The sequence below is a fragment of the Streptomyces sp. NPDC025273 genome, from assembly GCF_040638585.1.
Taxonomy (GTDB): Bacteria; Actinomycetota; Actinomycetes; order Streptomycetales; family Streptomycetaceae; genus Streptomyces; species Streptomyces cinereorectus.
Window position 1 is genome coordinate 62,320 of sequence record NZ_JBEZYP010000021.1, and the last position, 23,904, is coordinate 86,223.

Here is a 23,904-nt window from a genome sequence, read left to right on the forward strand (position 1 = left end):
TTGAACAGAGTGCGTCCGAGATTCCTCGACGTGTGACCATCGAGCGTTCCCGGCGGTGCACCACGGGCAGGCTCGCCTGACGGCGCTGGCCCGCGAGTTCGAGCGGGCGGCCCTACCAGGGGCTGCTGCTGCTCGTCGACGTCGCGCCCCCGGAGGTCGCCGGCGGGGCGCCGAAGGCGGAGCCGCTTGAGGAGGACCGGGTGGAGACGGAGGCGGGGCCGGCGGCGGCACGGCGGGCGGCGGTGTCCGCCGTCGACTGCGTGACCGACCGGACCGGCGCCTCCCGGACCGTCTCACGCGGACGCTCGGCCTCCTCGCCGACCCGCTCCAGGCGCAGCACCAGATTGCGCTCGTGCCGGTTGCCCCCCGGCCAGTCCACGTCCTTGCTGGTGATCGTCTGCGTACGGACGCCGCCCACCGTCTCCCAGCGGCTCCTGACCGCGCGGACGTTGGGTCGCCACCGGCCCTCGTGCAGGTGCTCCACCTCCAGGTGCCAGCTCGGCGCGTCCACGTGCCGGACCGTCCCCACCTCGCCGGGGACCTCGATCCGCGCCCCGCCCGCGCCGGACACGATGACCACCGCGCGCTGCGGCCAGTCGGCGTCGAGACCGGTGACAGTGATCCGGCAGGGGCCCTCGTACCAGGCCATGGGTGCTCTCCAGTGTTCTCGGGTGCGGGCGGGGGAAGGGCGGCGTCAGCCGCGGGGGAAGTTCTGGGCGACGAGCGCCGCCAGTTCGTAGTAGGCGGCTCGGGTCCGGCCCCGCATCCACGCCGGGTCGGCCTCGCCGCCCCGGGCCAGATGGGGGTCGTACGGGACGGTCACCACGGCCCGGCAGCACCGGCGGAAGTGGGCCACGGCCTCGTCCGTCCGGACCAGCCGCCCCGAGGACGACCGCACGCCGGATACGACCGTCACCGCCTGGCGCGCCTTCTCCTCATGGCCGAGGGCGGTCAGCCGGTCGAAGACGAGACGGGCGCCGCTCATGCCGTCCATGCCCGGCGTGGCTGCGACGACCAGTTGGTCCGACAGCTCCAGGACCGCACGCAGGATGTCGTGCGGCATGCCGGTCCCGGAGTCGGTGAGGACGATCGGGTACTGGCCGCTGAGCAGGCCGACGACCTGCCGGTAGTCCCGCTCGCCGAACGTCCGCGGGTCCGCCGGGTCCGGATCCTGCGCCACGACCTCCAGGCCGCTGGGGGTCTGCGAGGTGAACGCCCGGATGTCCATGTAGGTGCGCAGCCGGGGAAGCGCGGTCACCAGGTCGCGCACGGTGGCGGCGGACTGCCGCTGCACCCGGCGGCCCAGGGCGCCCGAGTCGGGGCTCGCGTCCACGGCGACGACCCGGTCGGCCCGTTCCCGAGCCAGCACCGCGCCGAGCGCCAGGGCGGTGGTCGTCTTCCCCGCCCCGCCGCTCAGGCCGATCACCGCGATCCGGTGGCTGCGCAACAGCGGGACCCGGAGGGCGTCGGGGACACCGCCCGGCACCCCGCGTCGCCCGATCCGGAAGAGCGGACGAGGAGCACGCCGTGCCGAGCGCGCGTCCGCCACGGGCTCCGCCGGGCCGGCCGGGACCGGTGGGAGCGGGTCCGCGGCCTCCGCTTCCCCCTCGGTCCCCGTCCCGGTCTCCGGCGGGTGCTCCCGAGCCGGCTCCGGAGGCACCGCAGCCGGTACGGGCTCCGCCGGGGCCGGGGCCGGGTCGGTGGGCAGGGGCTCCACAGGCGCGGGCTCCGCCGGTACGGCTTCGGCGGCAGGTTCGGGCGGCGCCCCGACCCGTGTGTCCGGCGTTGTCTCCGGCGGGACTTCGCTCCGCCTCGCGCGCCAGTGCTCGGGGCTGTAGTCGGGCGCGTCCGTCCAGTGCTCGGGCGCGTCCATGTCGTTCCTGGCTACGACGATGACCACCTCGGCCCCCTCTCGTCGGTCACCCTGTGGAACGGCCCGGCGGGCGCGGCCGGTTCAGACGACGCGGACCGGGCGGTCAGGCCGGGGCAAGACCGTGCCGGTCCAGGACGGGGCGCAGCGCCCGTACCGCGTAGAAGTTGCGGGACTTGACGGTGCCCGGCGGGATCCCGAGCACCGCGGCCGCGTCCACGGTCGAGCGGTCGTTGAGGTGCAGTTCCACCAGCACCTCCCTGTGGTGTTCGGGCAGTTCGGCGAGCGCGTCGTCGACGGCGTGCGCGATCACGATCTCCTCGTACGGGTCGCCCGGGGCCGCGCGGTCCTCCGGCGTCTCGTCGCCCAGCTCCTTCGCCCGGGCGGACTGCGCCCGGAACTGGTCGATGGCGATCCGGCGGGCGACGGTGAAGAGCCAGGGGCGGCCGTGGTCGGGGCCCCGGGTCAGCGCCTGCGGGTTCTGCCAGGCGCGCAGGAACGTCTCCTGGAGCATGTCCTCGGCCTTGCCCCGGTCTCCGCTGGTCAGGCGAAGCAGTGCGCGCAACAGGGCGGAGGCGTGCAGCCGGTGGAGCTCCGCCAGGGTGTCGTTGTCCATGGTGGGGCGCCGCCGTGCCTCCGCGCGGACGCCCGGTCCCGTTCCCTCGCAGAGCATTCTGTCGGCGCCGTGTTCGTGCGTATCCACGCCGGTCGTTCCTCCCCCACCGCGCGTCGACGACCTCGGGGCGGCGGACGGCGGCATCGATCGGCCGACGGCTCCGGGCACGTCGGACTGCTCGGGGACGATAGCGACCTCGGCTAACGCATTGCTGACGTTCTACTGACGCCCGGGTGTGATCGGGGCTCATCCGGTAACGCGCCGCCGGCTTGACTCCGTCGGGGGCCTGGGAGTTACGGAACTGCCCAGGGTGCGCCAGGACCTCGGCCGGAGGATCCGGTGCCGATCCGCCGTGCACCCGTATCGCCGTCGTGCCGTCCGGGTTGCCCGCCGGCGCAATCCGTGCGGTCGGAGGCGGGACTCGCTCACCGGAACGGGGGCGAAGGGACAACGGGTACCTCGACAGCTGGATCGGTCATCGGAGCGACCCGAGCCGCCCGTTGACCGTGCTGCCTCACCGCGAAACTCCGAGATCCCCGGCAGAGTCGAGCTCAGACCGGGTCCGGGTCGCTCCCCCCGCCGCTTCCGGAGCACGGTAACTGCCCGGCCGCCACTGCCGTCGGCGGCCTCGCGGCACCACGGCGGCGGCCCCCGCCGCCCCCACCAGCACCGCCAGGGAACCGGCCGCCACCCACCAGGCGAGCCCGGCGGCGGACTGCCTCGGCCCGGACGGCATCGCCACCCCGGGGGGCGTCGCCGCCCGCCCGCCCGGGGCCGCCGAGCCGCGCCGCTCCTCGGGGAGCACGGCCGTGACGGCGGCGATCGGGTCGACGGAGCCGTACCCCCGCACCCGGTCCGGCACCGGTTCACCCGGTCCCGACGTGGTGGAACGGAGCCGGTGGACCAGGGCCTGGGCACTCAGCTCCGGACGGCGGCCCAGGACGAGGGCCGCCGTCCCGGCCACCAGCGCGGTCGCGTAACTCGGCCCGGAGGCCGTGAAACTGCCCCGGCCGCCGGGCCCGTGGCCCGTCACAGCCTCTCCTGGCGCCGTCAGGTCCACCCGGCCCTCGAAGGTCTGCCCGGACGCCTTCCCGCCGGGGCCGGTCGCCGCCACCGACACCGCCTGCGGGTGAGCCGCCGGGTACGCCACGTCCGTCGCCCCGTCCGGTGCGACCGGTGTGATCACGACCGCGTCCTCGGCGACCGCGTACCGCACGGCGCTCCTCAGCGCCGGGCTGTCCGAACCCGTCACCGCCACCACGGCGATCACCCGGGCACCGCCGCCGACCGCCGCCCGGATTCCCTGGGCGAGGAGCTCGGGGGTGGTGTCCCCCCGGCGGTCGGTGACCGGGACGTCGAGGATCCGTGCCCGGGGCGCGATCCCCGCGAAGCCCGCCCCCGGGGTGCGGGCCGCCGCGATCAGACCGGCCGTGAAGGTGCCGTGACCGGCGCAGTCCGCGGCCGGGCCGGCGTCGAACCGGCGCTGCGTCCGCTTCAGCCGGTCACCCAGCAGCCCGGCGGTGTCGTCCACCCCCGAACCCACCACGGCCACCGTCACCCCGGCCCCCTCGGACAGCGGCCAGACCGCCTCCGGGCGCAGCAGGGCCTGGGGCCACGGCAGTCCGTCGACCTCCCGGTCCGACGCCTTGCGGCAGGTGTCGTCGGAGAGCCGCTGCGTGATGACGGGCAGCGAGGCGGGATCCGTGCCCGCCGCCCCGGCCCCCGGGGAGCCGGTCGGACCGTCCGGGCCGGGTACGGCCGCCGCGCTCCCCGGCAGCAGGGTCAGGGTCCCGCACAGCAGGGCCGCAGCGAGGACCGCCGCCCCGCCCCGCGCACCCCGGCTCACGCGACACCGTCCGGCACCCGGTCCCTGGGCACGTCCTGCGGCAACAGCAGGCTCAGCTCGGCCACGTCGTCGACGTCGAGCCTGCTGAGCCGGCCGGCCTGCCGGGTGATCATCGTCTCCAGGACCTGGCGGGCGAAGCGGCCGTTGCCGAAGTTCCGGTCGCGCGGCACCGTCGCGAACAGCTCGCCGAGCGCCGACAGGGTCTCGGCCGGGCACACGTAACCGACCTTGTCGGACAACGCACCGACGATCCGCACCAGTTCCTCGTCGGTGTAGTGCTCGAAGACGACCGAGCGGGAGAAGCGGGAGGCCAGACCCGGGTTGGAGTCCAGGAAGCCCTGCATCTCGTCGGCGTACCCGGCGACGATCACCACGACCTCGTCGCGGTGGTCCTCCATCAGCTTCATGAGGGTGTCCACCGCCTCCTGCCCGAAGTCGTTGCCCGTGCCGCCGCGCGGTGTCAGTGTGTACGCCTCGTCGATGAACAGCACGCCGCCGCGCGCCCGGTCGAAGGCGTCCTTCGTCAACTGCGCGGTGTGGCCCACGAACCGGCCCACCAGGTCGGCCCGCGCCGTCTCCACCAGCTGGCCGCCCGGCAGCACGCCGAGCTCGGCGAGCAGCTGCCCGTACAGCCGGGCCACCGTCGTCTTACCGGTGCCGGGCGGGCCGGAGAACACCACATGGTGGCTGATCGTGGCCGTCGGGAGCCCGGCCTCCTTGCGCCGGTTGACCTGCTTGATCAGATTGACCAAGTCCTCGACCTGTTCCTTGGCGGCGGGCAGGCCGATCATCGCCCGCAGCTCGTCGAGGAGTTCCGTCCTGCGCTCCACCGGCTCGCCCGACGCCGCAGCCGCGGCCATCGCCCCCACGTCCTGCGGCTTGAGCAGCGCCAGATCGGTGTTGCCGATCTCGGGCAGCGCGGCCAGCCGGGACGCCTGCCGGTCCACCATCTCCTCGAAGACCTTGCGCGCGGCCCGGCCGTTGCCGAAGTCGGCGCCCTTCGGCATGGTCTCGAAGTGCAGCGTCAGCGCCTCGCGGGTGCCGTCGGCGAGCTGGTAGCCGTGCGAGGCGGCGGACATCTCCACAATCGTGGTCAGCTCGTCGTCCCCGTAGTTCTCGAACTCCACCGTGCGGCTGAACCGGGACGCCAGACCCGGGTTGGAGTCGAGGAAGCCCCGCATCTCCTGCGAGTACCCGGCCACGATGACCACGACCTCGTCACGGTGGTCCTCCATCAGCTTCACCAGCGTGTCGATGGCCTCCCGGCCGAAGTCCGGCCCGCTGCCGCCGGTCCCCTGCGACAGCGTGTACGCCTCGTCGATGAACAGCACTCCGCCCAGCGCCTGCTGGAACACCTCCGTCGTCTTGATCGCCGTCCCGCCGATGATCGACGCCACCAGGTCCGCCCGAGCCACCTCCACGAGGTGCCCCGACGGCAGCACGTCCAGCTCGGCGAGGATCGAGCCGTAGAGCCGGGCCACCGTCGTCTTGCCGGTGCCGGGCGGCCCCGCGAAGATCAGGTGGCGGCTCATCGGCAGCGCGGGCATCCCCGCCAGTTCCCGGCGCCTGGCCAGCTTGTTCAGGTTGACCAGGGTGGTGACCTGCTCCTTGACCCCGTCCAGGCCGACCAGCACGTTCAGCGCCTCCAGCGGCCCGTCCGGCTTGCGCGACGCAGCGGGCGCCGCCGCCTCCGCACCCCCGCCGGAGGAACCGCCCGGCGTGCCCTCGCGGTCCTCCTGCCCTCGCGGTCCGTCCGCCGTCGCCTCCCGCCCGCCGGACGCCGCGGTCGTCTCCCCGTACGAGTCCGGCAGGCCGTTCTCCGCGCTCGTCAGGTTCTCCACCGCGAGCCGCGCCGACGGCTTGAGCTGGCGCAGCCCCGACCCCCCGTTCCCGGAGACCGCGCAGTCGTGCACCCGTACCGCCTCCGTGGAGTCGACGCGGATGCCGTCGCCGGTGTTGTCCACCGCCTCGCACCGGTTCAGCGCGGCCCGTCCGCCGTCCGCGACCCGGAAGCCGTACCTCCGGCAGGCCCGCGCCCGGGTGCGGGCCGCGGTCAGCTCCCCGCCGTCCTCGACGAGCACGCCCTCCTGCGGTGAGTCGGCGACCTCGCAGTCCCGCAGCGTGGCCACCCCGCCCCCGCCGACCGACACGCCGGCCGCGCCGGTCTCCCGGACCGTGGTGGTGCCGACGTACGCGTCGCCGCCGTCGGCGATCCGCACCCCTGCCTGCCCGGTGGCGGAGATCTCCGAACCCTCCACGCGGCCCCGGCCGCCCCGGGTCACCTCTACCCCGGCCCCGGCCACGTCCGACACGTTCAGCCGCCGCAGCATCGGGTTCGCGCCCTCCAGCACGCGCACCCCCGCCGCGGCGCCGCCGCGCACCTCCAGCCGGTCGAAGTCGGGCACGCTGTCCCCGGTCAGCTGGACCCCGGCCTCCTTCGCGTCCCGCACCGAGCACCGCTTGAACAAGGGACCCGAGGACTCCTCCACCCAGATGCCGGTGCCCTCGGTCGCGGTGACCTCGCACTCCTCGAAGGCGCCGCGCGAACGCCCCGTCACGTGGATCCCGTTGCCCTGCGTCCGGGAGACCCGGCAGCGGCTCAACAGCGGGTCGGTGCCCTCGGCCAGCGCGATGCCGTGCACCTTCGTGGCGGACACCGAGCACTCCTCCAGGACCACCCGCTCCTTGGAGCTGATGTACACGCCCAGCAGGCAGTCCCGCACCGAGGTCCGCACCACGCGGGTGGCGCTGTTCTGCTCCAGGGCGATGGCGGGCTTGTCGGTGACCGAGATCTCGCAGTCCTCGATCAGTCCCCGGCCCTCGCCGTTGGCGCACACCCCGTTGCCCCGGGCGTCGCGCAGCACGCAGTTGCGGAAGGTCGGGTTGGCCCGCTCGCCGATGACCACCGCCGAGGTGCCCACGTGCTCCACGAGGCAGCCGTCGATCACGCTAGTGCCGGTGGACGTCTCCACGATCCCCGCGCCGCCGGGGTTGGTGACCCGGCAGCCCCGCATCGCCAGCGAACCCTGCCGGCGGGTGAGCACGGCAGTCCAGGAGTTGCCGACCACCTCGCAGTCCTGAAGCGCCGCCTGCCCGCGCGGCACGTCCACGGCAGGCAGCTCGTCGTCCAGCCCCTGGAGCACCAGACCCGTCAGCTGTACGGCCTCGGCCGCCACCTGCACCACCGTCCCCCGGGGCGGCACGATCCGCACGGTCCCGTGCGGGTCCTCGGCGGTGATCGTCACCATCTTGGTGATGACCAGGTTCTCCTCGTACCGGCCCGGACGCACGGAGATCACCGCCCCGCCGGGCGCGGCGTCCAGGGCCGCCCCGATCGTGCGGTAGGGGCCGCCGGCGGACGGGCGGTCGCTCTGCGCCTCGGCGCTCACGGTCAGCACATGGCGCGACATGCGTGGATGTTCCCTTCGTGGTGGGCCTCGGAGACGGGCCTCAGGAGCGTGGGCCTCAGGAGCGGGCCGGCGGCCGGGGGCGGCCGGGCCGCCTCAGGCGGAGTTGCACACCACGCGGGCGGCGTCGCCCGCGTGGTGGGCGTAGGTCCTCTGCGACCCCGACCAGTCGAGTCCCCGGTCGTGGAGCTTCACCGTCAGCACGCCGCCGGTGACGCGGACGCTGCCCGCGTTCACCCACTGGCCCCGCAGGGACTGCTGGTCGACGTTGAAGGACCGCAGGATCGGGTCGCTGCCCGTGGCCCCCGCGTGCACCGTGTAGTACGACGGTTTGCCGCCGACCGCCTTGGTGTCGGTGTTGTTGGGGATGTGCACCGAGACCTGGCAGGTGCCGGAGGTGACGGCGCCGGTGCGGAAGGTCCAGCGCAGCGCTTTCCCGGAGTCCGAGCCCGCCTTCCCGGACATCGGCAGCGAGAGGAATCCGCCGTTGCAGCCGCTGCCGACGTAGCCGCCGGAGCCGTACTTCTGCCAGCCCTCCTTGCCGTCGCTGTACCAGCCGCTGTACGTGAAAGCCGCGCCCGCGCCCGCACAGTCCGGCCCTGCCACGGCCGAGTACTGCTGCTTCGCCGGGGGCGCCTGGCCGGCCGGCTTCTGCGGGATGCCGGCCGTCTCCCGGGGCGTGGCGGGCGCGGAGCCGCCGGCGGCGGAGGTCGGGCCCGAAGCCCGCCCGGCACCGACGGGAGCGGCGCCCCGGCCGGTGCCGGGTGCCCGGGAGGAGGTGGGCTGCTGACCGGCGGGTACATCCACGCCCACGCCGGCGCCGTTGCCGGCGACGCCCTTGGACAGGGGGTCCTTCCCGTCGCCGGCCGTGGACCCTGGCGCGTCGGCCCGCGGTACGAAGCCGCCGGGACCGTCGGCCTGGTTGTACCCGCTGGGGTGCGGCGGCACGGGACCCGGCCCGGAACCGCCGCCGCCGCCGAGCTGCGAGAGCAGCAGCGGCACGCCCATCAGGACCACGCCCGAGGTGGCAGCCGCCGCGATCATCGGCTTGGAGAGCCGTCGGGCGGGCCGGGACTCGCCCCGGGCCGCCGGTGCGGCGGCCTCCGCCGCGAGGCCGTCCGCGTCGGAGGCCGCCTGCGTACCGCTCCCGGGTGCGCTCTCCGGTGCGTCCTCGCCGTCGGGGTCGGTTCCGGCGTCGGTCCCCTCCTCACCGTCGGCGGCGGGCACGGCCGGGGCGGCGCCGGAGGGCACGGCCGAGGGCTCCGGCTCGGCGGCGGGCTCCGGGGCCGGCCCCGGAGCCACGGCACCTTCGCCCGGCTTGCCCTCCGGCTCCCCGTCCGGTCCCTCGCCGGCCTGCTGCCAGGCGACCGCCGGCAGGCTGATGGCCGCCGCGGCCTGCCCGGTGGCGTCCCCGGCCCGTACCTCGTTGTCGTCCACCGTCATTCCCCTCGGTCCCCTCGTTCGTCGCGAACCCTCCGCGCACGTACGAACGGACCGGCGGCGCTCCGTGGTTCACCACCCCCGGTCAGCCCAGCGGATGGACCTCCGTTCCCTCCGGCGCCGGGGTCAGGACGAAGGCGGCGGCCCGCTCGACTACGTCCTGCCCCAGGGGGCCCGGGGCCGCGTAGCAGGGGTCGCTCAGATACGCGAGCAGCTCGGGATCCGGGGCGAGCGCGTAGCGCTCCAGGTAGTACGTGACGGTGTCCATCCACACCCACCGCCCGTCCGTGCGGAAGGTGAGCGGAACCTCCGCGACCCGGGAGGGGTCCAGCACGTCGTCCATCAGCGCCGGCGTCGAGAGCACGGGCGTGCCGGCGGCCAGCCGCTCCAGCAGCAGGGTGCGCAGCTCCGGGCCCTCGACCACCGGGTGGTCCGTGGCGAAGCCCGGACCCGTCACCGGGTCCGCGTGGTCGAAGACGGAGGCGAGCCGGAACTCCGGCTGGGGCTCGGGGTCGGTCATGACGGGGTCCTGTCCTGGGGCGGGTCGGGGCGGCCCGGCGGCCGTACGCTCCCGGAGGAACGTACGGAACGCCGGGCACGGTTCAGACCGGGCGCGGGCGGATTCAGAACGACCAGTCCAGGGGCGGCAGGGCGACGGCGACGGGCGGCCGGCCGAGGCGCAGGTGCCAGTCGTCCTCCGGGGCCCCGTACTCGTCGCCGGCCGCGGCCCCGAAGGCCCGCACCGCCTCGGCCTCGGCCCGCTCCAGGGCGGCGGGGTCACGCCCCTCCTCCCGCGCCCGGCGCAGGTCCGCGAGGGCACGTGCCAGCACCGTGCGGGGCTCCGCCCGCCCTGGGTCGGCGTACTCCAGTTTCTCCGCGACCGCTTCCAGCTCCGGCCCGTAGTGGTCGAGGTTCGTGTCCACGGCGCGCCGCATGTCGGCGCCCCGCCGGTCGGGCCGGGGGTCACCCTGGAGCGTGATGTGCTGCCCCCCGGCGTCACCCGCGAGTACCAGGGGCACGGGGCCGGGGCCGCCGCCCCGCACGGTGACCCGGAGAAGGGTGTGCTCCACGCCGTTCAGGGTGAAGCGGACGTAGGACTCCGGGTCGGCCTCCAGCCGCGTCCCGGCGGCGGGGAGCAGCCGGGACCGCGCCTCGGCGACGGCGTCCGACGTGGCGTAGAACTCCCGGGCCCCGCCTCTCTGCTCCGGCACCGCGAACCGGCGGTCGTCGGACACCTGGAGCGCGGGCCGTTCCTCCGCCGGCCCGACCGGCCGCACGGGCCGGTAGGCGGGGAAGGAGGCAGCGTCCTTCGGCGGGCCGGTCAGGGCGAGCACGATCGGATCGGCCCCCTCCGCGAGCACCTCCACGCGCGCGCCCCCGGTCCGGCGCGCACGCGGGACCGTCCCCACCGCTTCGTATTCGGTGACCCGGAGGACGGGGACGGGCGGCACGAGGGGGGTGTCGGCGGGCGGGGTGATCGTCACGCCGGGCACGGGTCCGGGGGGCGTGGCGGGAGGGGCGGGCCGGGTGGGACCGAGCGGGACGGACGCGTCGCCGGGAACGGCGGACAGGCCGGTGCCGATGCCGGTGGGCGGGGTGACGACGACGGACGGCCGGGTCGCCTCCGGTGCGGACTTCGCCCCGTCCTGGTTCCGGTCCTGATTCTCGTTCCGGTCCTCGCCCTCGCCGTCGCCCTGGTCCCGGTGCTCGGTCGCGCCCTCGTCCTGCGGTGCCGGCTTTGGCTGGAACAGATCGTCGTGCCGGCCGGCCAGCCCGTCGATCAGGTCGTCGTGCAGCAGCCCGATCAGACCGCCGTCGACCTCGATCTCGACCGTGGTCCTCCGGCTGCCCGTGAGGACCCAGGTGACATCGGACGTGTAGTAATGCTGGGTCCGCTGCTTCTTGGCCCGTTCGTCGACGGTCTCGCTCCGGCTCGTGCTGAGGCTGGTGCCCTGCTCGCCTCCGATGGCCACGGGCACGCCCAGGTGCGTGGTGACGCCGGCGACGCCGGGGCCCGCCGGCGTGCCGGAATCCGTGGTGGCCACGGGGCCGTCCGGGGTGATCGAGCCGGACCAGGCGAGCGTGGTCCTCTCCTGTTCCCGTTCGGTCTCCCGCTCCCGTACCTCTGTCTCCGCGTTCGAATCGAACTCCGCGGAGGCGAGGTGCCGGGCCCGGCGGACGACCATCCGCACGGTGACCTCCTCCCCTCCCGCCACGGGCACCGTGTAGCCGCCGCCGAGCAGCTGCCGGATGTTGGCGCGCAGGTTCCGTTCGGTCGTCAGCAGGTCGGTCCGCAGACCCGCCAGGGTCGCCGGGGCGAGGTCCTCGCGGGTGTGCGTCCCGGTGTCGTTCTCCGTGACCCGCTGTGGGAGGGCCGCCGCTGTCGGCAGCCACTTCACGACCGCGCCGAGTCCGGGCAGCGAGAGGGCCCGCACCGACGGGGCCAGGTCCTCGGTCAGCCTCTGGACCTCCGGAGTCACGGCCGTGGGGCCCTTCGGGCGGACGCGGCCGACCGGTTCGGCCGGGGCGGGGGCCGTCGCGCCCGGGCGGGTCAGGTGGTCGGGCACCAGCAGCCGGACCTCGCGGTCTGCGATCGTCCTCGTCCCCGCGGGCTTGTGGCCCGAGGGGAAGACCTTCTCCCACTCGCCGCCCCACTGCTCGGCGAACCACCGTCCGGCCCGGCCGTCCGTGGCCCGGTCGATCAGCTGGGCCGGGGAGTTGAGCGCGGCCCCCGCCAGTCGTATCAGCTGGTGCGGTTCGGAGGCGTCGAAGATCTTCACCGTGTACGAGACCGGGTGGCTGAACTCCTGTGCCGTGCCGGTCACCTCGAAGCTGTGCTGGTCGCGTTCGGAGGTGGTGACGGTCTCGGTGCGGCCGGCGGACGTGTCCGCCCCGGCGCCGATCTTGGCGCCGCCGCGTGACAGGCCGTTCGCGTCGGTCGCCCTGAGGGTGAGCGAGAGTTGCCCGCCTCCCTTGTCCGACACCCCGGACGCGGACGCGGCCGACCGCGTGGCGGTGGCGCCCATGGCGAGCGTCACCTGGTGGCGGGGGCCCTCGTACCGGGGTTCCCCGACCTCGGCGGTGACCTGGATGCCGATCATCCGGGCGCCGCCCCCGGGCTGCCGCAGCTTGATCACCTGGTGTACCGAAGTGGTGCTGAGTGCGGCGAAGTCGGCGCGCAGGGCCTCCGGGGAGAACACGGTCTCCAGAGCGCGGGAGAAGTCCGTGGGGGCTTCCCCGCCCAGGTGGTCGGGAATGCCCTTCAGTGTGCCGAACAGGTTCTTGATCTCGGTCAGCACATCGTCCGCGCCGAGCTTCTCCACGTGCGAGACGGCCTTCGCCAGGTCGGCGTCGACGTACGAGCGGGGCCCGTGGGACACGGCGGGCCGCGGGCCGGTGCCTGGCATCTCCAGGACGCGGGCGTGGTGGTCGGGGACCGTCAGCTCCACGCCGCCGTCCACCTTCACATACAGCTTCCCCGTGGAGTGGTCCGACGGGGTGGTCGAGAAGCGGCCGTCGGGCTGCCAGGTGTGGTGGATGATCTCGTAGTAGGCGTCGGCGCGGTAATGGTGGCTCGTGCCCTTGTACGTGGCCGTCGACGTCCCCGTGCCGGCCGAGGCTACGGTCCGCGCCTTCGTGCGTGTCCGGGTGGCTTCCGCGGACACGGTCGCGGCGACCGACTTCCCGGCCAGGGAGGCGTAACCACCGATGCTGAGGCCGCCGACGTAGGTGAACGAACGGGTCCTGCTCGTACTGGACTTGGTGCCGGTCTCCGCTGTGTACGTCAGGCTGGTCCCCGTACCGGTCCCCTCGTGCTCGGGCCTGCCCAGCCGCAGCCGGACCACGAGGGCCTGCGCGTGGCCGGAGGAGTCCGGCGGCAGCGGGAACACCGCGCCGTCCGGGCTCGTGAGCTGCTCGAACCGGGACTGGAGGAAGTTCGGGGTCAGCGCCTCCTCGAGCTCCGGGGTGAGGCCCCGGCGCCAGGCGCCGACCGCGTCTCCGGAGTGCCGGTCGAACTCCTCGTCCGCCGGCTTCGGCGTCCTCGCGCCGCCGTGCCCGGCTACCAGCGTGACCACGGAACCGGTGAGCAGTCGGGTGCTGAGGAATTCGGGGTGGATGCCGCCGAGGCCGTCGCGGGGAAGGACGAACTCCCGGGGGTCGGACGCGCCGAGCCAGCTCGGGTCGTCGCTCCGGGAGAACTCCGTCACGGTGCCGGTGGCCAGTCGGTGGGAGGTCGAGTCGTTGGCGAGGTGGTCGTCACCGACGCGCACCACGGCGGACACGTCCTCGCCCTCGACACGCAGCGACGACCCCGACACCTGGTTGCCCCTGAAGTCGTGGACCGTGGCGGTCAGGTGATGGACGGCCGTGTAGGTGAACACGGTGTGCTGTCCGCTGGTCTCCTGTTCGCGGGATGCCTTGAGGGTGGCGGCCACGGAGTCCTTGACGTGGGAGGGCGTACCACCGAGGCCGATCTTGCCCCCGGGCTCGGCCCGCTGCCCCTCGCGGGTGTCGAACCGCAGGGTGCCGCCGACGGTGGCCGAGACGGACACCTGGTCGCCGACGCCGACGGTCTGGTTGGCGCTCCGCGTCACCGAGCGGGTCAGCGACAGGTCGCTCTTCACGGGCGCGCCCCGCAGGTCGAGCAGTTCGGAGCGCAGGTGCAGCCGGAGCTCCTGACCGCCCGCCTTCAGGACGAGCGGGACGCCGGAGCCGAGGAGCTTGGGGAAGCGGGCCCGCATGCCGGTCGCGCCGAAGGCGGCCGTGAGCTCCCGGTGGAACTGCGCGTACTCCACCTCGTTCAGCCGCTTCTTCAGGCCGGTCCGCTCCAGGTGCCGGTCGAGCCAGTCGAGCGCGGTCTCCAGCACCTTCTGCGAGCCGGGGAGTTCGCCGACCACACCGGGGCCGAGTCCGGTGCGCGAGGCGAGGGCGGGCGGTTCGAGGGGATCGCTCCCGAAGTCCCGTCGGCGGAAGGGGCCGGACAAGGCGCCGTTCCCGTCCACCCTCATCATGTACGCGGCCGGCCGCCGGGGGTCGGTGTCCTCCCGGAAGAGCAGGTGGGGGTGGCCGGCGAGCCGGCCGGTGAGCGTGTCGAACCCCTCGTACCTCTCGTCGATCCTTACCTCCAACGGACGTTGGCGGACGGCGAGGTCCTCCAGTTCGCTCATGATGTCGGTGAGCACCTGCGCCGGCTGCTCCGCCGCGGCGTCGGTGGCGGCGAGGTCGCGGACGGTCTGCTCGACCGGGTGGCGCAGAGCGCTCTGGACGTCGAGCTCTCCGCCGTCGCCCTTGCGGACGGTCAGCGACAGGGCGCCCGCGCGAGGGGGGGCGGGGATGCGGAGCAGAATTCCCGCGTCGTCGCGCACCGTGAAGCCGAGCCAGGGCCGGTCGGCGCTGAGCTCGGTGAGCCGCGCGATGCCGGTGTCCCCGGGCTCCAGCGGGCCGAAGAGCTCGGTGAATGTGGACGTGCGCAGGCGCTGTGCCGCGGTGACCTCCCCGAGGGCGTTCACGTGGTAGCGGAAGGCCGCTTCGGGCGCGGTCGCGCCCGCGAGCGAGTAGACCGCCGTAGCGGGGACGACCACCACCCGTGGGTGGTCGCGCAGGCTCGTCCACACGGCCCCGTCGGGGAGCGTGCCGTTCGAGGGCGCGATCTCGATCGGGTGTCGCCCGGCGATCTCCAGCAGACCTGCGGGGTCCGGCATCCCGCGGCTCGGGAACGGTCGGGCCGCGTCGACGTCGAAATTCGCCGAGGGTTCCTGGCGGGCGAGCCGCAGCAGCCTGCGCACGGCCTGTCCCACGGCCCGAAAGCGCGACGGGGGCGGGGTCCCGGGGGTGTCCGGGCGCGGCGGGTCCGGAACCAACTCCGTCCGCCCGGGGCCGAGCAGCCCGGCCTCGAAGGCCTCGGCCTGGGAACGGGGCACGCCCACGGCGAGGTCCAGCGCCGAGTCGAACGACAGCGCCGTCCGCTTCGAGGACGACATGAACTTCACGCGGAAGCGGGCGGTCGCGTGGTACTCGACCTGCTCCTCCTCGGTGTGCGTGAGCTTCACCTTGGTCTTGTCCGAGCCGCCCACGTCGAAGTTGTGCGAGCGCGCCGCGTTGACGGCCAGCTCCACGCTCGGAACGACCACGGGGCCGTCGGGGTTCGTCAGGAAGGACACGCCCACCGTGAGGCCCGACTTGTCGCCGAACCTGCTGCTCGACTTCACGCCGAACGCGTCGGAGAAGTCCTCCCGCACCCGCAGTCTCCCGCTGGTCAGGTCCATGCGCCTGAGGCCGGTCAGCTCGGCGCCGACCAGGAAGTGCCCCGAGAGCGACTTCTTCGGGAACCCGCCCGCGGCGAACACCCCGGAGGTCAGGCTCCCGGTGCTCCACCACTGGTTGCCGTCCTTGAGCGCCTTCTCGTTGAAGAAGTCCGTGGCGACCTTCGAGACGAACGCCGCGGTGACGTCCGGGGTGAACCCCGCCCTGCCCATGGCCGAGGCGAGGCCGGTCAGCAGGGGGCCCGGCGCGATCGCGTTGACCGTGGAGAGCACGGACTTGAGCGCTTCGGGGGCCACGACCTTCCAGGTCGTGGCGTCGCCCGAGGCGCCGGTCCCTTCGGGGAGGGCGAGCCGCAGCCGCCGGGGGAAGGCGAACTCCGCCTCGCGCTCGCGCGTGGTGTCCTTGTCGAGCACGTGCACCTCGACGCGCACGCCCCCGTCGAACTCGTGCATCTCCTTGAGCACGGTGCGCCCGGCGCCCTGGGTGTCCGCCGTGGCGGTCCGGGACGCGGCGTACGTGGTGCCCGCCTGGACCTTGACGGACGGGATGGTCCCCGTCACGTCCGTCATGTTCGCCAGTTTCACCACGGCGTCCACGCCGCCAGCCGCCGAGAGGTTGCCGCCGGCGGACACCGCGCGGTTGGTGACGGCCTGGTTGCGCGAGGCGTAGGGGGCCAACTGCTCCTTGGGCTGGGCCGTGTGGTGCGTGAGGCCGTCCGGCCGGGCGGTCACGACCACGACCCTGCCGTTGGCGTGGAAGACCGTCCCGTCGCGCAGGAAGTCGTTCCAGGCGCCGGGGTCGGTGCTGGAGAGCACCGGGGTCAGCCGCTTCATGACCTTGGCGGCCGTCTCCGCGTCCACCCCGGCCTTCGTCAGATCGGTCCTGGCTTCGTGCAGGGCCTCGGTCACCTGGGCGGGACCGGACACGGACAGGACGCGCCCGTCGCCGAGCGCCTTGCCGCCGTCGACGTACCAGGGAGCACGGGGGGCCGGAGGAGTGGAGGTCTCCGAGGAGGAGGCGAGGGGGGTCTGTTGCCGCTGTGACGACGAGGAGCCCTCGCCGTTGTCGAACGGCGTCTGCCGGTCCTGGCCGAACGTGACGGCGTCCGGGTGCTCCGCGTCCACCGCGGGTGTGCGGAAGAGGAAACGGACCGCGTCGTCGGGGAGGTCGTCGGCGTCGGGGGTCGTACGGACGGGCGTGTGGTCGCGGTCACCGCTGTCGCCGTACACGTGCCAGGCGCCCTCGTCGACGACGGCGATCTTCCCGTCGAGGGTGAGCCCGACGTGCTGGGCCGTGAGCAGGTGACCGCCCGTCGTGGGCACGTACCAGACAGGGGCGTCGGCAGCGCGGGCCATGAGCGGATCAGGGGTCGTCGTGCCCGTCACGGCACGGTGCTTCCACAGACCGCTCATGACGGTCCCGACAGTGCTCTCGTGGACCGGGGAAGCAAGGCCGCAAGCGGTGAACCGGATCTCCGTGATGCCGTCGAGCCGGCCCCCGTCGTGGGCGTCGGTGAGGGCCTTGAGGAGCACGTCCGGGTCGTGCGGGGTGCGGGGGTCGGTGTGCATGCCGACGACGAAGACACCACTGTTCGGCGGCAGGGAACCGAGCACCCTGGACTGGGCGGCGTTCATGGGGCCGACGGCGATGCCGGTGGGGGTCTGCCGCACGGGCCGGTGGTGGGTGAACTCGCCGATGGCCGCTTCCAGCTTCCGCACCAGCGAGGGAGCGTCGTTCGGCCAGAAGTCCGGGGCACCGACGGCCTCGCCCCACAGCGCGGGCGGATAGCCCTGATCCACCAGGAGGCGCTGGGCCACGACCCCGAGGGCGGTGGGGACATCAGTGTCCGACGACGGAGGGCTCTCGGCCTCCCGGAGCCTCAGGAGGAGCTCGGCCAGGGCCGTCAGACGGGTTCGGTCGCCCGGGTCGCCGGCCAGGGCGGCGTAGTAGTCGTCGAAGGCGGAGTCGAGGCTCTGCCGCTGGGGGTCGGGCGGGGGGACGTCCTGCTCCAGGCCGTACCAGCGCTCCATGATGGAGTCGAGTTCGCCCCACACGCCGGTCTGCGGGTCCTGGACGGCGTCGTCCGGCCGGGTGACGCGCTCGCGCAGGTCCAGGTAGGAGTCGGCGTTCAGTCGCCGCCAGTCGCGGCTGGTGTTCCCACCGTCGCCGAGCGCCTCTCGCAGCAGCCCGGCCGCACGGTCGGTCAGACCGGGCGTCCTGTCCAGGAGCGCCTTCAGCTCACTGTCGGGGAGCGCGCGGAGAGTGCGCCGCACCGGCGGCGGCGAGGCAAGCACGTCAGGCGTCCGCTCGTGGGCTTCGAGCCCCAGCGCGACTTCGTCCGGGAACCTCCCACCGGGCATGGCCTCCCGCAGCGTGTTCTCGGTCAGTGGCGCGAGCGAGCGGAACCTTCCCCAGTCGTCGGTGTACGACAGGACATCGGCGTACGGCGGGGCGCCGGCAGGCCGCGGCTGCCTGGCCAGCACGTCCCGCTCGAACGCCTCGGACGCGGTCATGACCTCATGGAAGGTGTGGTGGCCGATCGGGAGCATGTCCGCCATCAGGGCGAGCCGCACCAGCTGGAAGTCGACGGGGACATTCCACTTCTTGGCCATGGCGTGGACGACCGTCAGCGTGAAGTACGTCGTGTTGGACGTGCCCGCGCTCATCAGACCTCCGGTCGCCTCAGCCGTCACCTGGCTCTTGGTCCGCAGGGCGATCTGCCGGTGCCGCTCGCCCGGTTCCCACGTCAGCCGGCCTTCCTCCAGCGCGTGGCCGCGCTCGCGCTCGCTGAGCGGCGGAACAACCTCCTCGGGCCGCAACTCGGTGCGCCTGCGGTGCTCCTGGGCGCGCAGCAGCGCCTCCAGGCCGGGGTTGTCCGCCTCCTGCGCCCGCAACCGCTCCTGTTCCCGCTTGATGTTCTGGACGACGTCGGCGTCCTGCTGGATCCTCTGGGCCTCCGGCACGCTGTCCGCGCTCCGCTCGCGCGTGAGGATCTCCGGTTTGGGCTTCTCCAACCCCAGCCGCTCCCTGACGGGGCCGTGGACCCCGGTGACGAGCAGGTACATCCGCTCGCGGATGTTCCCGTTCTCGACGACCTCCTCCAGCGTCGTCAGGTCGTCGCCGACGGACCCGCTGCCGGCGTTCTGCGCGGTGCCGAGCCTGCGGCGCTCGTCGGCCGACAGTTTGTCCCAGGCCGCCCTCACCAGGTCCCGCACCTGCCGCTGGACGTCCTCCCGACGGGTGAGGTACTCGCCGAGGGCACGCTCGGCGTCACGCGACGCCTCCGCGTACGCCACACGGACCGCCGTCCGGACGACGGTGTGGTGCTCATCGTGGTCCGGGTTGGCGTACAGCGCCTGCCCTACACGGCTCAGCACGGCGAGCGGCAGGGGCTGTTCCGGGCTGCCCGGGGGCCGCAGGCCCCGTTCGAGATCCTGGAGGGAGCCGATCGTGTCGGCCGGGCCGGTGAGCGTCACCGCCGCCAGCCGGTCCTTGCCGACCAGCAGACGTCCCTCCCCCGTGTCGACGGCGTGCCCGGCGGGGACCTGCACCACCAGCCAGTGCTCCGTACCGGGAGGGAGGTCCTTGGTGAGGGTGGTGTACGGCCGGTCGTCGGTGCGCAGGAGCCGGTCCGCCCGGCCCACCAGCGCGGGCGCGGGCTCCGGGAGCACCAGAAAGGCGGTGGTCTCCTCCCGCGTGCGCGTGCCGAGGGCGTCCAGCTCCGCCCGCCAGTCCGTCGGTTCGGGCGCGTCCCCGTCCCCGTCCCCGTCGCGAGCGGGGCTGGTCTGCGGCGCGGGGGCATGCGTGGCGACGGGCGCGCTGGAGGACGCGGGGGCACCGGTGCCGGTGCCGGTGTCGGTCGCCCGGTCGCCCGACGGCGTGACGCCGGGCGCGTCGTCCTCCGCGGGGGCGAAGGTGAGCGGGCGGGACCAGGAGGGGTGGGCGTCCGTGACGGCACGAGCCACGGAGGTCGCGAAGGTCAGGATGCGGGTGTTCCTCATCTTGGCGTTCCTGGGCGCCTGCCAGGCCGGCTTGGCGTGCAGCTTGGCCGGCAGGGGCACCGGGGTGATGCCGAGGTCCAGGAGCATGCGTGGGACCAGGAAGCGGGAGTGGGCGGTCAGCGCGCTCTCCGGCGACCCGGTGAGGCCACCGGTCGCGTGCAGCGTCAGGACCGTGTCGGCGACGGCCTTCAGCTGGTCCACACGGGTGGTGGCCCTCTTCAGGGCCTCCCCGTACTCCTCGAAGACGCGGTGGAGGGTCTCCCGCACCTGCGTGCCAGGATCGCCGAGCGGGCTGCCTTCGACCCGGGAGCGCAGGGCGAGGTACGCCTCGCCGTCCAGGGTGTGCCAGGGACTGTCCGGGAGGTGCGCGCCGTCCAGCAGCTCGCGGAGCAGGGCCTTCCGGCTCTCGTCCGGGTCCTGGAGCAGTTCTGACAGGGCCTCGTCGGACGGCGTCGCCGCCGGTGCGCCCGTGAGCTCGCCGGTGAGGGGGGTGTTCCGGGCGCCCGTGACGTCGGCCATGCCGAGGGTCAGTTCGGCCGCGAGGAAGCCCGTCTCGTTCTCCTTCCAGAGCGTGGTGGTGCGAGCCGCGTCGGGCAGCCGGGCCGGGGGGAAGCCCTGGTCCAGGAGCAGGCGCTGCAGCAGGATCTGGACGGCCGGCGTCAGCGGCCCCTCCTCCGTGTCGGCGTGGAGTTCCCGGACCAGGTTCACGACGGCTTCCAGGCGTTCGGCCCCGTCGGCGGAGAGTTCGGGCGGGTAGACCGAGAAGGCGTTCTCGACGGTCTCGTCCGAGAAGCCGTTCCCCTTCTCCCCGAGCAGCTGATTCTGCAGTTCCAGGTAGGTCCCCGCGTCCATCGTGTGCCAGGCGTCGTCCGGGGAGCGCCGGGTCTCCGTCACTTCGGCGAGCAGGTCCGTCGCCGCGGGATCGGACAGCAGGGCCGTCCACCGCTCCCGCGGCAGGTGGCGGGACAGAGCGACCGGAAGATCTTTGTCCCGGCCGAACGTGACGGCGTCCGGGTGCTCCGCGTCCACCGCGGGTGTGCGGAAGAGGAAACGGACCGCGTCGTCGGGGAGGTCGTCGGCGTCGGGGGTCGTACGGACGGGCGTGTGGTCCCGGTCACCGCTGTCGCCGTACACGTGCCAGGCGCCCTCGTCGACGACGGCGATCTTCCCGTCGGGCGTGAGCCCGACGTGCTGGGCCGTGAGCAGGTGACCGCCCGTCGTGGGCACGTACCAGACAGGGGCGTCGGCGGCGCGGGCCATGAGCGGATCAGGGGTCGTGGTGCCCGTCACGGCACGGTGCTTCCACAGGCCGCTCATGACGGTCCTGACAGTGCTCTCGTGGACCGGGGAGGCAAGGCCGCAGGCAGTGAACCGGATCTCGGTGATGCCGTCGAGCCGGCCCCCGTCGTGGGCGTCGGTGAGGGCCTTGAGGACGGCGCCCGGGTCGTGCGGGGTGCGGGGGTCGGTGTGCATGCCGACGACGAAGACACCGGAGCGCTGCGGGAGCGACCGGAGGACGGCGGCCTGGGCGGGGGTCAGGACGCCGACGGCGATGCCGGAGGGAATGTCCCGGACAGCTCCGCCGGGCGGCGGGGCGGTGCCGTCGCCCGCGCGGTCACCGTCGTCGGCGGCGTGGTCGCCGCTGTCGCCGTCGCCGACCGGGGTCATGGCGTCGTCGGAGGACGTGGTGTCGTCGTACGCGCTGTCGTAGGGGAGGAGGTAGTCGAGTCCCTCGGCGGCGGCCCTGTCCTTCTCGGCCTGGAGCGGGTGGGGCCGGGGGCTCGGCGCCGCCTCGGCCTGCGCGGGCACCTCCGTACGCGCCGGGGACCCGGTCTCCTGCGGCACGGGCGTGCTGAAACGGTCGCCACCGCCCTGGGTCACGGGGCGGGTCGCGGGCCGGTCCTGGTCCGTCAGGTCCGGGACCGGGCCCTCCGTGTCGTCGCCCAGCAGGGCTGAGAGGTCCGACGAGACGGTGGCCCGGGACGACTTGGCGACCGTGCCCGAGCCCTCGTCGCCCTCCTCCGTCCCGCCGTCGTTCGTGAGCGCGTCGTCGTCCGACTCGCTCCGGAACAGCGGGTCCCTGGCAATCTCGTCACCGAACGACGGGCCCAGGTCCAGGTCGAGCGGCGTGAAGGCGCCGCCGCTCTCGACCGTGACGTCAGATCGCTGGGGCAGATCGGTGAAAAAGGGGGTGCCGGTGACGGGGTGGGAGAAGACCCACTCCACCATGTCCTTCATGTCGCGCAGGAAACTCGTCTCCTGCAGCTCGGAGGTGGGGCGGGGAACCGGCCACGGCGCCGGGTTGCCCGTCATGTTCGACACGAACGAGGCGATGTTGATGGGGTGCAGCAGTCCGAAGTACTTGCTGTCGGCCGGGTTGTCGGCGTGCTGGTGGCTGAGGACCCAGTTCTGGTACCTGACCGTGATCGGCTCGAACGCGCGGTGCAGGCCGTGGCTCAGCGCGCCCATGGCCACGCCGGAGGCGAACGGGCCGCCGCTGACCTCGAACGTTCCGTCACCGAAGATCATGTTGTAGAAGCCCTCGCTCAGCATCTCGTTCGTACCCTCGTTGAGGAGCGAGGCGACGGCTCCGCCGAGCTGGTACATAGGGCTGCCCTGGAGCGGGTTCTCCTGCTTGAAGATGCGGGCCAGGGCGTTGCTGTGCTCGGAGCGGGCGAACAGGTTCGGCATCGAGTCGGCGAGGTTCTTGAGCGGCGCCAACTGGCCGAAGTCGCCCATCGCCTTGGTGAGGAGTTCGGGCAGCTCGGTGTGGTCCGCCCCGAGCCGGACCCACTTGCGGGTCAGCATCTCGCCGAACGCCTCGCCCGCCTCCCTGGCACCCGCCTGTCCGAGGTGCTCGGAGAAGACGTCACCCATCTTCTTGGTGAACGAGTCCGCGATGGTGCCCTCACCGTGCCGCAGGAACCCGGTCTCCAGATTGCGGCTGACACCACCGAGGAGTTCGCCGACGTCCTTGGCGAAGGCCGACCGGGCCTCCTTGGTGGGGAGGAGGTCGTCCAGCGGGGTCTCGACGTCGCCCGCGGTGCGGCCGGCCGCCGAGGAGTCGGAGGATTTGGCGGCCTTCCCGCCCGCCGACGCGTCCCCGGCGTCGGGCCTGCCCGCGCCGGGAGCGTCCTTGCCCCCGACGGTGTCCGGCTTGCCCGTGGGCGTCTCGGCCCTGCCGGTGTTCGGGATCTCCGTCCTGTCCGCGCCGGGGATCCCCTTCCCGCCGGGGGTCGGTGTCTCCTGCGCCCCGGTCTTCGCCCCTGCGGTGGGCGTTTCCTCGGCCCTGGTCTTCGTGCCCGTCGCGGGCGCGTTCGGCTTGTCCTTGGCCGTGGAACCGCCCGGCGCCTCCGGCTTCGCCTTGCTGGGCGCGGGCACGGGCGCCGGCATGGTGCCCTCGGTGACGGTCTTCGGCGGGGCCGGGGGCGGCGTCACGTCGTTCGGCGCCTTGTCGGGCGGCGTCGGGGGCAGCTCCTTGTCCGACTTCGACGCGATGTCGTCCAGCTTGGACTTCGGCCCCGCCCCGCCCGTCGGGATGTCGGGCTTCGGGTTCGGCGTGATGTGGTCCAGCTTGTCGTCGACCTTGTTCAGCACGTCGTCGATCCGCTTGCTGATGATCGAGCCGGGCGTCTTGCCGCCGAGGACCCTGCCGAGCAGCTTGCCGCCGTAGTGGGAAAAAATCTCCAGCGGACCGGCGACCACACCGCTCAGCGCGCCCTGCCTGATGGAGTCGATCAGCGACTCCGTGTTCCAGCTCGTGGTGTGGCCCGCGCCGAGCTGGTAGAGCTGGATCACCGTGTCCTGGAAGACGCCGCCGACGATGCCGATGAAGGTCTGGCTGATGATCGTCTGGAGCAGCCACCGGAAGAGCTGGTGGAGACCCTCGCGCGTCGCTGCGAACAGCGCCGACACCGGGCCCCAGACCGAGCCGAAAGTGAAGGCGGAGAAGAGCGTGGCGAACAGGATCTCGGCCAGCAACTGCACGAGCTGGAGGATCGCCATGATCTTCGTGTACTCGACCTGGTTGGCGACCTTCAGTGCCACCTCGGACAGCTGACGGGACAGCTCCGCCGTCTGCTCCAGCTGGTTCGCGCCCGCCGTCTGGCCCGCCAGGTCTTTCATGGCCATCAGGAACGAGTCGGCCGCCTCGCCGTCGAAGTCGTTCTTGACGATCGGGATGAGCTCGATGACGTATCCGGACACTGTCTCCAGGTCCCGCGCGACGGCACCGTAGTGCTCCGACACCCGCCGCATGAGGTCCTCGTCAGCCTCCGGCCACTCCATGCCCGACACGAAGGCGAGGAAGTCGGCGATCCCTTCCGGCGGGTTGATGGCCATGGTGTGGAGGTCCTCTGATCGGGCGGACGGCTGTGCCCGGAGGAACGGGGACGACCGTCCGCCCGGTTCAGCGGGGGCGTGACCGCGCGAACGTGGGCCGGGCGGCCGGGCCGGGCGGC

Annotated in this window: 8 protein-coding genes; all 8 read right to left on the reverse strand. The window is 73.5% G+C overall.

Annotation, left to right across the window (positions count from 1 at the left end; translation table 11 throughout):
- Nucleotides 1–112: 112 nt before the first annotated feature.
- The 8 genes from AB0F38_RS27345 to AB0F38_RS27380 all read right to left on the reverse strand — a co-directional run bounded on the left by AB0F38_RS27345 (nt 113) and on the right by AB0F38_RS27380 (nt 23,785).
- Entirely contained in the window at nt 113–649 is a 537-nt protein-coding gene (locus tag AB0F38_RS27345; protein WP_361898699.1) for a hypothetical protein, read from the reverse strand.
- 45 nt (nt 650–694) lie between these two features.
- A complete protein-coding gene (locus AB0F38_RS27350) occupies nt 695–1,900 on the reverse strand; it encodes a MinD/ParA family protein (protein ID WP_361898702.1) in 1,206 nt (401 codons plus the stop codon).
- Between the two features lie 76 nt (nt 1,901–1,976).
- Nucleotides 1,977–2,573 (reverse strand): sigma-70 family RNA polymerase sigma factor, encoded by a 597-nt coding sequence (locus tag AB0F38_RS27355; protein WP_361898704.1) that lies wholly within the window; start codon nt 2,571–2,573, stop codon nt 1,977–1,979.
- Nucleotides 2,574–3,000: 427 nt separating this feature from the next.
- Nucleotides 3,001–4,332 carry a S8 family serine peptidase gene (locus AB0F38_RS27360; protein ID WP_361898707.1) on the reverse strand — a complete coding sequence of 444 codons (1,332 nt, stop codon included), beginning with the start codon at nt 4,330–4,332 and terminating at the stop codon, nt 3,001–3,003.
- Entirely contained in the window at nt 4,329–7,742 is a 3,414-nt protein-coding gene (locus AB0F38_RS27365; RefSeq protein WP_361898710.1) for a right-handed parallel beta-helix repeat-containing protein, read from the reverse strand. The genes AB0F38_RS27360 and AB0F38_RS27365 overlap by 4 nt, the downstream gene beginning before the upstream one ends.
- Nucleotides 7,743–7,835: 93 nt before the next feature.
- Nucleotides 7,836–9,182 carry a hypothetical protein gene (locus AB0F38_RS27370; RefSeq protein ID WP_361898713.1) on the reverse strand — a complete coding sequence of 449 codons (1,347 nt, stop codon included), beginning with the start codon at nt 9,180–9,182 and terminating at the stop codon, nt 7,836–7,838.
- 82 nt (nt 9,183–9,264) lie between these two features.
- Nucleotides 9,265–9,699 (reverse strand): hypothetical protein, encoded by a 435-nt coding sequence (locus tag AB0F38_RS27375; RefSeq protein WP_361898716.1) that lies wholly within the window; start codon nt 9,697–9,699, stop codon nt 9,265–9,267.
- 103 nt (nt 9,700–9,802) lie between these two features.
- On the reverse strand, nt 9,803–23,785 hold the full coding sequence (locus AB0F38_RS27380) for a hypothetical protein (RefSeq protein ID WP_361898719.1): 13,983 nt from the start codon (nt 23,783–23,785) through the stop codon (nt 9,803–9,805).
- Nucleotides 23,786–23,904 lie beyond the last annotated feature (119 nt).

What these genes read in the sequence shown, in the direction of transcription:
- AB0F38_RS27345 (WP_361898699.1), bottom strand. Translation starts at nt 649, where the DNA reads ATGGCCTGGTACGAGGGCCCCTGCCGGATCACTGTCACCGGTCTCGAC.
- AB0F38_RS27365 (WP_361898710.1), bottom strand. Translation starts at nt 7,742, where the DNA reads ATGTCGCGCCATGTGCTGACCGTGAGCGCCGAGGCGCAGAGCGACCGC.
- AB0F38_RS27370 (WP_361898713.1), bottom strand. Translation starts at nt 9,182, where the DNA reads ATGACGGTGGACGACAACGAGGTACGGGCCGGGGACGCCACCGGGCAG.
- AB0F38_RS27375 (WP_361898716.1), bottom strand. Translation starts at nt 9,699, where the DNA reads ATGACCGACCCCGAGCCCCAGCCGGAGTTCCGGCTCGCCTCCGTCTTC.
- AB0F38_RS27380 (WP_361898719.1), bottom strand. Translation starts at nt 23,785, where the DNA reads ATGGCCATCAACCCGCCGGAAGGGATCGCCGACTTCCTCGCCTTCGTG.